This is a genomic window from Streptomyces fulvoviolaceus, from assembly GCF_000718165.1.
In the GTDB taxonomy this organism is placed as follows: Bacteria; Actinomycetota; Actinomycetes; order Streptomycetales; family Streptomycetaceae; genus Streptomyces; species Streptomyces fulvoviolaceus.
Map to the genome: position 1 here is coordinate 322,953 of NZ_JOEY01000002.1, position 13,328 is coordinate 336,280.

The window sequence follows — 13,328 nt, forward strand, 5'->3', positions numbered from 1 at the left end:
TTCACAGGAGACTCGTGGCCAAGGCATGGAGTTGTAAGGGAGTTGATTACGATTCGGCCATGGCGAAGAAGCTCGTGATCAAGGTGACGGCGGGGGCCGATGCCCCCGAACGATGCTCGCAGGCGTTCACGGTCGCGGCGGTGGCCGTGGCCAGCGGTGTCGACGTCTCCCTGTGGCTGACCGGCGAGTCCGCGTGGTTCGCGCTGCCGGGGAAGGCCGCCGAGTTCGAGCTGCCGCACGCGGCCCCGCTGCCCGACCTGCTCGACTCGATCCTGGCGGGCGGCCGGCTGACCCTGTGCACCCAGTGCGCCGCCCGCCGGGACATCACGGAGAAGGACGTCATCGAGGGCGTGCGGATCGCGGGGGCGCAGGTGTTCGTGCAGGAGGCGTTGGGGGACGAGACACAGGCGCTCGTCTACTGAGACACCCAGAGGCAGAAGGGGTGCCCGGACGGGTCGAACAGCACGCGTACGTCGTCCTGCGGCTGGTACTCAGCGAGCCGCGCGCCCTCCGCCACGGCCCGCGCGACCTCGGCGTGCAGGTCGTCGACCTCGATGTCCAGGTGCAGCATCATCTGCTGGTCGCCGGGTTTGCGGGTGGGCCAGACGGGCGGGACGTACTCGGGCTCGGTCTCGAAGGAGAGCGACGTGCCCTCGGTACCGGGCGGTGGGCCGATGAGCACCCAGTCGGGTTCCTCGCGGCGCACCACGTACCCGAGCAGGCGCAGATAGAACCCGGCCAGCTCATGCGCGTCGTGCGCGTCGAACACCACGGTGGACAGCCTCGTAGGCGACATGCGCCCCTTCCTACTGCCGCCGCTTCCTCCCGTCCAGCTCGTCCCACCACTCGTCGGACTTCGGATCGCCGGACGGATCGTCCCACCACCGGTCGTCGGGCCCACGCCGGTTGGCGACCATCGCGGCGAGCGGCGGAATGACCATGGCGACCACACACATCCCGACGGCCACAGGCATCGACCAGAGCCGCACGACTCCCCAGGCCAGGACGAAGAGCGTGATACAGGTCCCCATCAGGGCGAAGTACAGGTGCCGACGGCGGGCGTACATGCTTCCAGCGTAGGCCCGCCATGCCCGTTCGGGGCGAACCGGCGGAGGCCCCGAACGGCCTGTCGGCACAGGGCCACGCCGGAGGCCGACGGACGCCCGTCGCGGAGCGACCGATGGCACGGCGGCGCAGGGGCCCGCAGCCTGCGAAAGCAGTGCAAGGGGCCCGTCAAGGAGGGGCCAGGTGCCGACGGCGGGCGTACACGCTTCCCAGGTAGACCCGCCACGCCGGTTCCGGACGAACCGACGGAAGACCCCAACAGCCCGTCCGCACAGGACCCGCGCCAGAAGCCCACGGACGCCCGTCGCGGAGCGACTGATGGCACGGCGGCGCAGGGGCCCGCAGCCTGCGTCCCCGTTCCGGGCGAACCGGCGGAAGCAAGCCCTCAACAGCCCGTCGGCGCAACCATCGGCGGGCGGGCACAGTTCCAGGGTCGGCCTGGGAGAACCGTGCCGGGCGCGCCGAAGGGCCGCACCCCGGAAAGGTGCAGCCCCTCGACCTGTGCTCCGTCGTCAGACGGCGATCGCTACCTCCGCGAGGCCGCCCTGCTGGGCGACGACCGTGCGGTCGGCGGTGCCGCCGGGGACGAGGGCGCGGACGGTCCACGTGCCCTCGGCCGCGTAGAAGCGGAACTGTCCGGTGGCGGAGGTCGGGACCTCCGCGGTGAACTCGCCGGTCGAGTCGAGCAGACGGACGTATCCGACCACCGGCTCGCCGTCGCGGGTCACCTGACCCTGGATCGTGGTCTCACCGGGCTTGATCGTCGAGGCGTCCGGGCCGCCGGCCTTCGCTCCACACATGTCTTTCTCCAAGGAAGGGGTCTGACCGGAAGGAAGGCCGGTCGGGTTCTGCGGGGCTGTGCTCTTACTACCGGGCTTACTTGTTGGCGCCGAGCTCGATCGGGACGCCGACGAGGCTGCCGTACTCGGTCCAGGAACCGTCGTAGTTCTTGACGTTCTCGACACCGAGCAGCTCGTGCAGCACGAACCAGGTCAGGGCCGAGCGCTCGCCGATACGGCAGTAGGCGATGGTGTCCTTGGCCAGGTCCACCTGCTCCTCGGCGTAGAGCTCCTTGAGCTCCTCGTCCGACTTGAAGGTGCCGTCGTCGTTGGCGTTCTTCGACCACGGGATGTTGCGGGCCGACGGGACGTGACCCGGGCGCTGCGACTGCTCCTGCGGAAGGTGCGCGGGGGCGAGCAGCTTGCCGGAGAACTCGTCGGGCGAGCGGACGTCGACCAGGTTCTGCGAACCGATGGCGGCGACCACGTCGTCACGGAAGGCGCGGATGGCGGTGTTCTGCGCCTTGGCCTTGTAGTCGGTCGTGGCGCGCTCCGGCACCTCCTCGACCAGCTCGCGGGCGTCCAGCTCCCACTTCTTGCGGCCACCGTCGAGGAGCTTGACGTTGTCGTGGCCGTAGAGCTTGAAGTACCAGTAGGCGTACGACGCGAACCAGTTGTTGTTGCCGCCGTAGAGAACCACCAGCGTGTCGTTGGCGATGCCCTTCGCCGAGAGGAGCTTCTCGAAGCCCTCCTGGTCGATGAAGTCGCGCCGGACCGGGTCCTGCAGGTCCTTGGTCCAGTCGATGCGGATCGCGTTCTTGATGTGGTTCTTCTCGTAGGCGGACGTGTCCTCGTCCACCTCGACGATGGCGATGGACGGGCTGTCGAGGTTGGCCTCGACCCAGTCGGCGTCGACCAGGACGTCGCTGCGGCTCATGCTCTTTCTCCTCCGGGGCAGTTACGGCGGGGCGTGCAAGTGAGAGGGGTGCGCGTGCGGGCCGGAACCGGCGCGCGCGCACGGATGCCCTGGGCAGGGCGCGGGGGATGCGGAGGTCGATGCCGTCCGCTCAGAAGGTGCGACAGAGCATGGCGGCAACGCGGCACAGGTCTACTGCCCGCCGCTTCGTGAGGTCCGCCTGTCGCTTCATAAGGCCCGATCGTAGGGACGGAAAGCGGGGCATGTCACCGGCGTGTCGGATGATGAGACGCGATCGTCCGCAATGTGAGATCAGAGAGCCGCCCAGGGCGTGATCCCACGGTTCCCGGCCCCATGTAGCCGTCATCACATCTACGGTACGGACGGCACCGTCTCGCCTTTCGGACGCCGTCCGTCCATCGAAGGCGGTCCTACCCGGCCAGCTTGACGTTCGAACCCTTCACCGTGATCTCCACACCACTCTTCGCGGCCTCCACCTTGTCCAGCTGGATCCCGCCCGGCAGCCCCTCGATCTTCTGCTCGAAGTCGGTGATCGAGCGGACGTCGCCCTCGGCGAGGGAGACGTCGCCGAAGCTGGGCAGTGTGTCGGCGTGCACCTTCACGGTGTCACCCTCGACGGTGACCGTGGCGAGGACCGAGACCGGGTCGGACAGCTTGGTGCCGAGCACCGTCGCCTCGATCTCGACCTTGATCTTGCCGTTGCCGCCGTCGGAGAGGCCGACGACGTTGGCAGTGACGCCCTGGGCGATCTCGGTGGGCTCGGACTGGGCGGCCTTCAGCAGCTCGGCGTAGGAGACGGACGCGGTGCCGGTGGCGTCGGCCGCGGTGGCGGAGCTGTAGTCGCCGGAGAACGCGACGCCCTTCATGCTCGCCTTGAGGTCGTCGATCCGGATCGTCCCCCCGTCCGTACCGGTGTCCGCCTCGTAGTCGGCGATGCCGACCTCCACGTCGTCCAGCTCCCCGCCGGCGACCTGGGTGAGGAAGGGGAAGCCCTTGATGGACACGTCCGGGGTGGTGGCCAGGTTCTCCGTGGTCTTCAGCTTGTCCGCGACCTCACCCTCCGCGAAGTGGACCGCTACGCGATCGGCGATGACGAAGAGGCCGCCGAGGATCACGACGACGATCAGAAGTATTCGCAGGGCGCGCATGCGGTGGTCCCCCAGAGCGGCGGTCGGTTGACGGACGGGTTGGCCGTCGACGGCGAGACTAACCCTGGGAACAACGGCAGTTCGGAAATTGTCGACCGCCTGTGACAGGAGAGACGACCGGCTACCCCAGCGCCCGCCCCAGCACGTACACCGCCGGAGCGGCCGCCGCCAGCGGCAGTGCCACCCCCGCCGTGAAGTGCACGAACCGCGACGGATAGTCGTAGCTCGCCACCCGGTGTCCGATCAGCGCGCACACTGCCGCGCCCGCGCCCAGCAGCGCGCCGTTCGCGCCCAGACCTGTCATCCCGCCGACCGCGATGCCCGCACCCGCGGCGGCGAGCAGGGACACGACCACGGAGGCCGCGGTGGGCAGGGGAAGCGCGCGGGCCAGTACGGCGGCCGCCACCGCGGCCGCGCCGACCGTGACCGCGTCCGGCTCGGCCGCGAGGTGCCCGGCCGCGACGATGGCCAGCGCCGACGAGGCGACGGTCGCCATCAGGCCGTACATCCGCTCGTCGGGCTCGGCGTGCGAGCGCAGTTGCAGGACGAGGGTGAGGAGCACCCACACGCCCAGCGTGCCGAGGATCGCGGCGGGTCCGTTCTCCCGGCCGGCCGCGAGGAGCGCGACGTCCGCCACCAGCGCCCCGAGGAACGCCAGCGCGATGCCCTGCCGGGCGGGCCACATGCCGTTCAGCCGGAACCAGCCCGCCGCCGTGACGGCCTGCAGGACGACAAGGGGAACGAGGAGGGCGTACGACCCGACGGCCGCCGTACCGGAGAGCAGGAGCCCGAGAAGCGCGGTGAGCGCGGCGGGCTGCACGCCGGGCTCGATGATCGGGGACCGGCCTTCGAGGCGGGCGCGCTGGGCGTCGGTGATACGGGGGTTGCCGGCGACGGTGGCGGGGCCGTAGTCGGAGGCGGGTTCGGCCGCGGGAGCCTGCGGTTCAGGGGCCGGAGGGGTGTAGGGGGCCTGGTGCGCGGGGTCGTACCCCTGCGGCGGCAGATACGCGGTGTCCGGGGCGGCCTGCACCGGTGCCTGCACCTGTGTCTCCCAGGTCTGCCCCTGCCACTGCTGGGTGTACTGCTGGGCGGCCTGCGGATCGTCGTAGCCCTGCTGCCCCGGCCAGGCGGCCGGCTGCTGCTGGTAAGGGTCGTACCCCTGCGGGTACTGCCCCTCATACGGCTGGTCGGTCATCGTCACCCTCCTGCGAACGGCGGGAGCACCTCGACCGTGCCGCCGTCGGCCAGCCGTACCGTCTCATGTCCGCGGGTGCCCACGGGATCACCGTCGACGAGGAACGAGCATCGCTGCAGGACGCGCACGAGTTCGCCGGGGTGTCGCTCGCGCGCGGCGGCGAGCGCCTCGGCGAGGGTGGCCGCGTCGTGCGGCTCCTCGGCGACTCCGGCGGCGGCCTTCGCGGCGGCCCAGTAGCGCACCGTGACCTTTGCCATCTGCTTCCTCAATCAATTGATGGTGAACACGGCCAGGCTAGCCGCCCGCCATGACACCCCAGTCCCCGATACGGCCCAGCAGCTCGCCGTCGGCCGCGTGCTCCGCGTGGCCCATGCCCGGCTCCACCCAGAGCTCTCCGTGCTCGCCGGCCGCGGCCGCCAGCATGCGGGGGTGGTCGAGAGGGAAGTAGCCGTCCCGGTCACCGTGCACGATCAGCAGCGGTGTCGGGGCGATCCGGGGCACCGCCTCCACCGGGGAGAGCGGGACCGGGTCCCACTCCCGGTGGTGGATGCGGGTACGGAGTCCGTAGCGGCTCACCAGGCGGCCCTCGGGGCGCGTTACCAGCCAGTGGACCCTTCGCATAGGGGCCGTGCCCCGGTAGTACCAGCGAGCGGGTGCGCTCACCGAAACCACCGCGTCCGAGTGCGCTTCCGTGCGCCCCTCGCGCCCCGGCCGGTACAGGGCCGCGTGCCTCAGGACCACGGAACCGCCCATCGAGAAGCCCACCGTCGCCACGCGCGCGTGGCCGAGCGAGCGCGCCCACTGCACCGCGGCGGCCAGATCCAGCACCTCGCGGTCGCCGACCGTGGAGCGCCCGCCGGAGGCTCCGTGGCCGCGGAAGGAGAACGTGACCACGGCGCCGTACTGCGTGAACGCCTTCACCACCCGGCGAACATGAGGACGATCCACATCACCGGTGAAACCGTGCGCGATCACGAACACCAGGTCACGCACAGGTGGCGCGGAAGCGTCGTATACGACGGCCTTCGGGTCGTATACGGAATCGATCGTCACGCCATCGGCGGTGTGCAGAAACGTCCGTATAGGTGCGTGTCTGGTCGTCTCGGAATGCGGACTCACCGTGGAACGCGCCACACGACCTGCCGAATCAGTGCTCATGTGGGCTATTCTCCTCAACAGAGGACTCGGGCAGCGCAGCCCCCGGGTCCTTTTGTGCTTTCGAGAGCGCTGTATACGAAAGCACCGTGCTCTACCGCAGTGCCGCAGTACCCGCAGTGCCGCAAACGTCCTCGCAGGGACCGAGGAGGAACCAGACGTATGAGTTCTCTGCTGCTCCTGACCAATGCCCTCCAGCCGTCGACGGAGGTGCTGCCTGCCCTCGGACTGCTGCTGCACAACGTGCGCGTGGCTCCGGCGGAAGGCCCCGCCCTCGTCGACACCCCCGGTGCCGACGTCATCCTCATCGATGGTCGCCGTGACCTTCCCCAGGTGCGCAGCCTGTGCCAGCTGCTGCGTTCCACCGGGCCCGGCTGTCCGCTCATCCTCGTCGTGACCGAGGGCGGCCTCGCGGCCGTCACCGCCGACTGGGGCATCGACGACGTCCTGCTGGACACCGCCGGACCGGCGGAGGTCGAGGCACGACTCCGGCTGGCCATGGGCCGCCAGCAGATCGTCAACGACGACTCCCCGATGGAGATCCGCAACGGCGACCTCTCGGTCGACGAGGCGACCTACTCCGCCAAGCTCAAGGGCCGGGTCCTCGACCTGACCTTCAAGGAGTTCGAGCTCCTCAAGTACCTCGCCCAGCACCCGGGCCGCGTCTTCACGCGCGCGCAGCTGCTGCAGGAGGTCTGGGGCTACGACTACTTCGGTGGCACCAGGACCGTCGACGTGCACGTACGACGTCTGCGCGCCAAGCTCGGACCCGAGCACGAGTCGCTGATCGGGACCGTCCGGAACGTCGGTTACCGATTTGTGACCCCTGAAAAGGGCGGGGCCGGCGTGAGCGACGAGGCGAAGGCCAAGAGCGCCGTTTCCGGCCCTTCCGACCAGGCAAAGCCGGAGGATGCGGACGAGACGGCCGCCCTGGACGCCGCCGAGGTACCGGCCGAGGCATAGCGGACGCCCCGCCTGGGCATGGCTCCCGCACCGGTGCACCACCCGGTCCACCACCGCGGGAGCGCAGGGAAGCTCTTTACGCCCTGCCCAGAGCGGGTCCATCCGCGTAGACTCCGCGCGTGGCCAAGGTAACCAGGGATGATGTAGCGCGACTGGCGGGGACGTCTACCGCCGTCGTCAGCTATGTCATCAACAACGGACCCCGGCCGGTTGCCCCGGCCACGCGCGAGCGTGTCCTCGCCGCGATCAAGGAACTGGGGTACCGGCCCGACCGGGTGGCCCAGGCGATGGCGTCGCGGCGCACGGACCTCATAGGCCTGATCGTGCCGGACGCCCGCCAGCCCTTCTTCGGGGAGATGGCGCACGCGGTCGAACAGGCCGCCTCCGAGCGCGGAAAAATGGTGCTGGTCGGGAACTCCGACTACATCGCCGAGCGCGAGGTCCACTATCTGCGGGCCTTCCTCGGTATGCGGGTCTCCGGACTCATCCTGGTCAGCCACGCCCTGAACGACAACGCGGCGGCGGAGATCGAGGCCTGGGACGCCCGGGTGGTCCTCCTCCACGAGCGGCCCGAGGCGATAGACGACGTCGCCGTCGTCACGGACGACCTCGGCGGCGCCCACCTCGCCGTGCAGCACCTGCTGGAGCACGGCAACGAGTACGTCGCCTGTATGGGCGGCACCGCCGAGACCCCCTCCGTCGGCGACCCCGTCTCCGACCACGTCGAGGGCTGGCGGCGCGCGATGGACGAGGCCGGGATCCCCACCGAGGGACGGCTCTTCGAGGCGCCGTACAACCGCTACGACGCCTATCAGGTGGCCCTCGGCATCCTGTCCGGCCCCCAGCGCCCGCCGGCCATCTTCTGCTCCACCGACGACCAGGCGATCGGCCTGCTGCGCGCGGCGCGCGAACTGCGCATCGACGTGCCGGGCGAGCTGGCGGTCATCGGCTTCGACGACATCAAGGAAGCGGCCCTCGCTGACCCGCCCATGACAACGATCGCATCGGACCGGTCCGCGATGGCCCGGGCCGCGGTGGATCTGGTCCTGGACGACGGCCTGCGGGTCGCGGGTTCGCGGCGCGAGCGGCTGAAGGTGTTCCCGTCGCGGCTGGTGCGGCGGCGGTCCTGCGGATGTGAGTAGTCGCTCCGCTGGTCGGGCCGTCTTTCGACTTGCGGTCCGCTGTGGCTGGTCGCGCCCGCGCGGCGGAGCCGCATATCGACACAGCCCCGCGCCCCTGGGTGGGCTTTCATGAGGCCTTTCTGAGAGGCGCCCCCTAGCTGCCGGAACCTTCTTTATATCGGGCATACGAGGTTCTGGCGGCGTTCTCAGGGAGCACTCAGGGAGCTCTCATGGTGGGGCGACAAGCTCATTTCCATGACCGAGAGCTTCCGCCGCAGCGGCGAGTACGAGAACGCGAACCAGGGTGACCAGCAGCAGTACGGCCACCCCCAGCAGCAGCACTCCTCCTCTCCCGTGAACCCGGAGTGGCCGCCCCCGCCGGCCCACCAGCCCGCGCAGCCGGTCACCGTCGAGCCCGGCACGACCGTGTGGCCCGCGCAGTCCGCACAGGCCCCGGCCCCGGCCCCCGCCGCCTTCGCGGACGGCGGTTCCTACGGCGGTGACGGCAACGGCGGCGGTACGGCTCTCCTCACCGCGGCACCGGCCGAGGCCGCGCCCGAAGCGAAGAAGAAGCGCGCCAAGGGCCCCTTCGCCCTCCTCGCCGCCGTCGCGATCGTCGCCGCGGCCATCGGAGGCGGTACCGCCTACGGCATCCAGGAACTGACCGGCAACGACACGGTCTCCACCAGCAGCACCAGCACCAGCGTGGTCCCGTCCTCCGCCAAGGGCACGGTCTCCGGGGTCGCCAAGGCGGTCAGCCCGAGCATCGTCGAGATCAACGCCACCTCGAACGCCGGTGAGTCCACCGGTTCCGGCGTGATCATCACCAGCGACGGCGAGATCATCACCAACAACCACGTCATCTCCGGCGCCACCTCGATCAAGGTGAGCACCAGCGACGGCAAGTCCTACACCGCGCAGGTCGTCGGCACCGACAGCAAGAAGGACCTCGCCCTGATCAAGCTGGAGAACGCCTCCGGCCTGACCGCGGCCACCCTCGGCGACTCCGACGGTGTGCAGGTCGGCGACGAGGTCGTGGCGATCGGCTCCCCCGAGGGCCTGACCGGCACCGTCACCAGCGGCATCGTCTCCGCCCTGAACCGTGACGTGACCGTCTCGACCGACGAGAGCCAGAGCCAGGGGCAGAGTCAGGGCCAGAGCGGCGGCAGCGGCCAGTGGCCGTTCGAGTTCGGCGGCCAGGAGTTCAACGGCGACACCGGTTCCTCGACGACGACGTACAAGGCGATCCAGACGGACGCCTCGTTGAACCCCGGCAACTCCGGCGGCGCGCTCATCGACATGAACGGCAACATCATCGGCATCAACTCCGCGATGTACTCCGCCAGTTCGGACTCCTCGACGGCCGGCAGCGCGGGCCTCGGCTTCTCCATCCCGATCAACACCGTCAAGTCCGACCTGGCCACGCTGCGGGCCGGCGGCGCCGACAGCTGAATCAGTTCCTCAGAACCAGTAGGGAGTACGTCATGATCAAGCAGGTTTCGCACACGGTGGCCGGTACCGACGCGGCCGGGTTCGCCCTGGCTCTTGAGGTGGCGTACGAGCTGCACCCGCCGGTGACGCGGGCGCCCGAGGTGTCGGCGCCCGCGGCGGTGGCCCGACGTGGCACGACCGCCGGCGCCCGCGCCCGCCGCCGTAGCGTGGCACGCGGCTGATCGTCCCTTAGGGCCGCCTTTACGCACCAGCCGGGAACCATGCGAGGCTGAAAGCGTTCAGTACCTTCAGCCCCCTTTTCTTCCCATCGCACCCGAGGATCCGAAGCCCATGAGCCCCGCCGAAGGCGACCGTGACCCCCAGCGCATCCTGATCGTCGACGACGAGCCGGCGGTGCGTGAAGCACTCCAGCGCAGCCTCGCCTTCGAGGGCTACGACACGGAGGTCGCCGTGGACGGCGCGGACGCACTGGAGAAGGCGACCGCCTACCAGCCCGACCTCGTGGTCCTCGACATCCAGATGCCCCGCATGGACGGCCTCACCGCCGCCCGCCGGATGCGCGGCGCGGGCACGACGACCCCGATCCTCATGCTCACGGCCCGTGACACGGTCGGCGACCGGGTGACGGGGCTGGACGCGGGCGCCGACGACTACCTGGTCAAGCCCTTCGAGCTCGACGAACTCTTCGCCCGCGTCCGGGCGTTGCTGCGGCGCAGCTCGTACGCGGCGGCGGCCGGTGCGGGTGCCGCGGAGCTGGACGAGGCGCTGACCTTCGCCGACCTGCGCATGGACCTCGCTACGCGGGAGGTCACGCGGGCCGGGCGGCCGGTGGAGCTGACCCGTACGGAGTTCACGCTCCTCGAGATGTTCATGGCCCACCCGCGCCAGGTCCTCACGCGTGAGCAGATCCTGAAGGCGGTGTGGGGCTTCGACTTCGAGCCGTCGTCGAACTCGCTCGACGTGTACGTCATGTACCTGCGTCGCAAGACCGAGGCGGGCGGCGAACCGCGGCTCGTGCACACGGTGCGTGGTGTGGGGTATGTGCTGCGGCAGGGCGGCGCGGAGTGAACAGGCTGCTGCACCGGTTCCGGACGCTTCCGATCCGGGCCCGGCTGTCCTTGCTGGTCGCGGCGGCGGTGGCGTTCGCGGTGGCGGCGGTTTCGGTGACGTGTTGGTTCATCGTGCAGGGGAAGTTGTACGAGCAGCTGGACAACGACCTGCAGAGGGGAACGAGCGGCCCCCAGCAGATGCGCCAACTGCAGGAGGCACAGGTCGCCCTCAACAACTGCTCCAAGACCACGCAGGGCACCGGCCTCTTCCGCGGCAACTACACCCAGGTGGTCACCGAGAGCGGAAAGGTCTGCGTCTTCGGCGACTCCACGGGCACGATCAAGGTCGCCCAGGCCGACAAGGACGTGATCGAGAAGGCGGACAGGAGCAAGGTCTACTTCCGCAACGGCACCGATGAGGACGGCAACGAGGTGCGGGTGATGACCCGCCCCCTGGGCGCCACCGAAACCATTGCCGGGGAGGAAGGCCCCAAGATCGGGATCGTAGTCGCCGTCCCCCTGAGCAGCACCCAGAGCACCCTCAACGACCTCGCCCTCATTCTGCTCCTGGTCTCCGGAGTCGGAGTCATCGGCGCCGGAGCCGCCGGCCTGGCGGTCGCCCGAGCCGGCCTGCGTCCCGTCGATAAGCTCACCGAGGCCGTCGAACACGTCGCCCGTACCGAGGACTTGAGCATCCGTATCCCGGTCGAAGACGCTGATGACGAGGTCGCCCGTCTCTCCCGCTCCTTCAACTCGATGACGACCTCCCTGGCCAACTCCCGCGAGCTGCAGCAGCAGCTCATCGCGGACGCGGGTCATGAACTCCGTACGCCCCTCACGTCACTGCGCACCAACATCGAGCTCCTCACCCGCAGCGAGGAGACCGGCCGCCCCATCCCCGAGGCCGACCGCAAGGCACTCCTCGCCTCGGTGAAGGCGCAGATGACCGAACTGGCCGCCCTGATCGGCGACTTGCAGGAGCTGTCCCGCTCGGAGGGCCAGCGCGGCGAACGCGTCCAGGTCGTGGCGCTGGAGGACACGGTCGAGTCGGCCCTGCGCCGGGCCCGGCTGCGGGGCCCGGAGCTGACGATCAACGCCGACCTCCAGCCCTGGTACGTACGGGCGGAACCGTCGGCGCTGGAGCGCGCAGTGGTCAACATCCTGGACAACGCGGTGAAGTTCAGCCCCGAGGGCGGCACGATCGAGGTGCAGCTGAACCAAGGCGTCCTGACGGTCCGCGACCACGGCCCTGGCATCCCCGCCGAGGAACTCCCCCACGTCTTCGACCGCTTCTGGCGCTCCCCTTCGGCGCGCGCTCTGCCAGGCTCGGGCCTCGGCCTGTCCATCGTGGCCCGCACGGTCCAGCAGGCAGGCGGCGAGGTAACCCTGGGCCACGCGGAGGGTGGTGGCACCATAGCGACCGTACGATTGCCGGGCGCGCCAACCCCGCCACCCGAGCCTCAGCCGTAAATCTCTTGTTGGGGGGCAACATTTCCGTTCCCCGCAGAGACCCGACTGCGACTCCTGCACGGTATGGAGTATCCGCATGGGCGCTCCCCGGAACAGGGGTTAAGAATCCTTTCGACCGGGTTGGCTAACCGTTTGGCCGTCTCCATATTCAGCCGTTTTTCCGAAATGCCCGGCGCCCAGCCCAGTGTTCCCAGCCATCAGCCCTCACAAACAACACTCTTTGAAGGCCAATAGACCGTCACATCCTGGTCGCGAATCCGCCCGACACTAACCGAGTAATCAAGAGTTCAATTCGGGCAAATAGCCGAAAATTACACAGGCTACCCAAACGAAGAGTGGTGACACAATAGAGCATCACGTGTACGGTGTGGAGGATTACTGATCGCCGGAACCCGACCCTGGGGGGGGGACATGAAGGCCATTGGTCGAATTCTTGCGCTGGTTGCAACGCTGGCATCCTGCGCGCTGACGTCCACGACAGCGCATGCAAGCGAATCAGCCACCCAAGCCGACTGCTACACGACCTACAACATTTACGACCCCACCAAAGTGGGCTATATGGATTGGAATGCCGATCCGAACTCTTGCTACAGCAACGGTGACGCATTCAGAGTCTGCGACACCAAAGCAGACGGTTGGGGCGTCGCAGTAACAACGATAGACGCCGGAATCCGGGAAGCCACAACTGCGGGACACAGTTCACCGTATTGTTCCCCGTGGGTAACGGGGAACATCACGGAAGGCAAAGAGATCGAATTCAACGCCTACCTGGTGAAAGGGTCATCGAGCGTACACCTTGGCAGCATTACGGTGACCGCTTAGTCCACTCTTGCCTGAGTCTCCTCCTGTGACCGTGAAAGACCTCGATGTCGGCAGGAAGTGGCATGCGGAACAGACTGGGCACCCCGCCATCGGCCGGTCACAAGAGATGCTGAGTGCCTCCACGGTGATCGTGCCAACATAGACAGACCCGTTCGTCAGAACACCTGACGCC

At 68.9% G+C, this 13,328-nt stretch carries 16 protein-coding genes; 8 read left to right on the forward strand and 8 right to left on the reverse strand.

What is annotated here, in order from left to right; genetic code table 11:
* The first annotated feature begins 59 nt into the window (after positions 1-59).
* Positions 60-422, forward strand: a complete 363-nt coding sequence (locus tag IG08_RS0103405; RefSeq protein WP_030596059.1) for a DsrE family protein — start codon at positions 60-62, stop codon at positions 420-422.
* On the opposite strand, the gene IG08_RS0103410 is transcribed toward IG08_RS0103405, so the two are convergent.
* The 8 genes from IG08_RS0103410 to IG08_RS0103445 form a co-directional block, all read right to left on the reverse strand.
* Positions 416-796 carry a VOC family protein gene (locus IG08_RS0103410; protein WP_030596061.1) on the reverse strand — a complete coding sequence of 127 codons (381 nt, stop codon included), beginning with the start codon at positions 794-796 and terminating at the stop codon, positions 416-418. The two genes, IG08_RS0103405 and IG08_RS0103410, sit on opposite strands and share 7 nt — an antisense overlap.
* Positions 797-806: 10 nt before the next feature.
* Positions 807-1,067: a DUF3099 domain-containing protein gene (locus IG08_RS0103415; RefSeq protein ID WP_030596064.1), complete on the reverse strand. Its 261-nt coding sequence runs from the start codon at positions 1,065-1,067 to the stop codon at positions 807-809.
* 510 nt (positions 1,068-1,577) lie between these two features.
* A complete protein-coding gene (locus tag IG08_RS0103420) occupies positions 1,578-1,865 on the reverse strand; it encodes a DUF1416 domain-containing protein (RefSeq protein WP_007382995.1) in 288 nt (95 codons plus the stop codon).
* Positions 1,866-1,941: 76 nt separating this feature from the next.
* On the reverse strand, positions 1,942-2,781 hold the full coding sequence (locus IG08_RS0103425; RefSeq protein ID WP_030596067.1) for a sulfurtransferase: 840 nt from the start codon (positions 2,779-2,781) through the stop codon (positions 1,942-1,944).
* A 410-nt stretch (positions 2,782-3,191) separates the two neighbouring features.
* Entirely contained in the window at positions 3,192-3,929 is a 738-nt protein-coding gene (locus IG08_RS0103430) for an LmeA family phospholipid-binding protein (protein ID WP_030596070.1), read from the reverse strand.
* Positions 3,930-4,050: 121 nt separating this feature from the next.
* Positions 4,051-5,124, reverse strand: a complete 1,074-nt coding sequence (locus IG08_RS0103435; protein WP_030596072.1) for a hypothetical protein — start codon at positions 5,122-5,124, stop codon at positions 4,051-4,053.
* A gap of 2 nt (positions 5,125-5,126) precedes the next feature.
* Positions 5,127-5,381 (reverse strand): MoaD/ThiS family protein, encoded by a 255-nt coding sequence (locus tag IG08_RS0103440; RefSeq protein ID WP_030596074.1) that lies wholly within the window; start codon positions 5,379-5,381, stop codon positions 5,127-5,129.
* A gap of 37 nt (positions 5,382-5,418) precedes the next feature.
* On the reverse strand, positions 5,419-6,282 hold the full coding sequence (locus IG08_RS0103445) for an alpha/beta hydrolase (protein WP_030596077.1): 864 nt from the start codon (positions 6,280-6,282) through the stop codon (positions 5,419-5,421).
* Positions 6,283-6,441: 159 nt separating this feature from the next.
* Here IG08_RS0103445 and IG08_RS0103450 point away from each other — a divergent pair, with 159 nt between their 5' ends.
* From IG08_RS0103450 to IG08_RS59925, 7 genes are all read left to right on the forward strand, one after another.
* Positions 6,442-7,242, forward strand: a complete 801-nt coding sequence (locus IG08_RS0103450; RefSeq protein WP_030596079.1) for a response regulator transcription factor — start codon at positions 6,442-6,444, stop codon at positions 7,240-7,242.
* A gap of 119 nt (positions 7,243-7,361) precedes the next feature.
* Positions 7,362-8,384 carry a LacI family DNA-binding transcriptional regulator gene (locus tag IG08_RS0103455; RefSeq protein ID WP_030596083.1) on the forward strand — a complete coding sequence of 341 codons (1,023 nt, stop codon included), beginning with the start codon at positions 7,362-7,364 and terminating at the stop codon, positions 8,382-8,384.
* Positions 8,385-8,618: 234 nt separating this feature from the next.
* Positions 8,619-9,815, forward strand: coding sequence for a S1C family serine protease (locus IG08_RS0103460; RefSeq protein WP_030596085.1), 1,197 nt, complete (start codon positions 8,619-8,621; stop codon positions 9,813-9,815).
* A 32-nt stretch (positions 9,816-9,847) separates the two neighbouring features.
* The gene (locus IG08_RS0103465) at positions 9,848-10,036 is read left to right on the forward strand and encodes a hypothetical protein (protein ID WP_030596088.1); all 189 of its coding nucleotides are present in this window, start codon (positions 9,848-9,850) and stop codon (positions 10,034-10,036) included.
* Positions 10,037-10,145: 109 nt separating this feature from the next.
* Positions 10,146-10,883 (forward strand): response regulator transcription factor, encoded by a 738-nt coding sequence (locus tag IG08_RS0103470; RefSeq protein ID WP_030596091.1) that lies wholly within the window; start codon positions 10,146-10,148, stop codon positions 10,881-10,883.
* Positions 10,880-12,334 carry a sensor histidine kinase gene (locus IG08_RS0103475; protein WP_030596093.1) on the forward strand — a complete coding sequence of 485 codons (1,455 nt, stop codon included), beginning with the start codon at positions 10,880-10,882 and terminating at the stop codon, positions 12,332-12,334. The genes IG08_RS0103470 and IG08_RS0103475 overlap by 4 nt, the downstream gene beginning before the upstream one ends.
* 411 nt (positions 12,335-12,745) lie before the next feature.
* Positions 12,746-13,156 carry a hypothetical protein gene (locus IG08_RS59925; RefSeq protein WP_158812179.1) on the forward strand — a complete coding sequence of 137 codons (411 nt, stop codon included), beginning with the start codon at positions 12,746-12,748 and terminating at the stop codon, positions 13,154-13,156.
* Positions 13,157-13,328: the final 172 nt, after the last annotated feature.

Excerpts from the sequence above, each read along its gene's own strand:
- IG08_RS0103440 (WP_030596074.1), bottom strand. The coding sequence starts at position 5,381 with ATGGCAAAGGTCACGGTGCGCTACTGGGCCGCCGCGAAGGCCGCCGCC.
- IG08_RS0103445 (WP_030596077.1), bottom strand. The coding sequence starts at position 6,282 with ATGAGCACTGATTCGGCAGGTCGTGTGGCGCGTTCCACGGTGAGTCCG.
- IG08_RS0103465 (WP_030596088.1), top strand. The coding sequence starts at position 9,848 with ATGATCAAGCAGGTTTCGCACACGGTGGCCGGTACCGACGCGGCCGGG.
- IG08_RS0103410 (WP_030596061.1), bottom strand. The coding sequence starts at position 796 with ATGTCGCCTACGAGGCTGTCCACCGTGGTGTTCGACGCGCACGACGCG.
- IG08_RS0103425 (WP_030596067.1), bottom strand. The coding sequence starts at position 2,781 with ATGAGCCGCAGCGACGTCCTGGTCGACGCCGACTGGGTCGAGGCCAAC.
- IG08_RS59925 (WP_158812179.1), top strand. The coding sequence starts at position 12,746 with ATGAAGGCCATTGGTCGAATTCTTGCGCTGGTTGCAACGCTGGCATCC.
- IG08_RS0103415 (WP_030596064.1), bottom strand. The coding sequence starts at position 1,067 with ATGTACGCCCGCCGTCGGCACCTGTACTTCGCCCTGATGGGGACCTGT.
- IG08_RS0103435 (WP_030596072.1), bottom strand. The coding sequence starts at position 5,124 with ATGACCGACCAGCCGTATGAGGGGCAGTACCCGCAGGGGTACGACCCT.
- IG08_RS0103470 (WP_030596091.1), top strand. The coding sequence starts at position 10,146 with ATGAGCCCCGCCGAAGGCGACCGTGACCCCCAGCGCATCCTGATCGTC.
- IG08_RS0103450 (WP_030596079.1), top strand. The coding sequence starts at position 6,442 with ATGAGTTCTCTGCTGCTCCTGACCAATGCCCTCCAGCCGTCGACGGAG.
- IG08_RS0103430 (WP_030596070.1), bottom strand. The coding sequence starts at position 3,929 with ATGCGCGCCCTGCGAATACTTCTGATCGTCGTCGTGATCCTCGGCGGC.
- IG08_RS0103420 (WP_007382995.1), bottom strand. The coding sequence starts at position 1,865 with ATGTGTGGAGCGAAGGCCGGCGGCCCGGACGCCTCGACGATCAAGCCC.
- IG08_RS0103460 (WP_030596085.1), top strand. The coding sequence starts at position 8,619 with ATGACCGAGAGCTTCCGCCGCAGCGGCGAGTACGAGAACGCGAACCAG.
- IG08_RS0103405 (WP_030596059.1), top strand. The coding sequence starts at position 60 with ATGGCGAAGAAGCTCGTGATCAAGGTGACGGCGGGGGCCGATGCCCCC.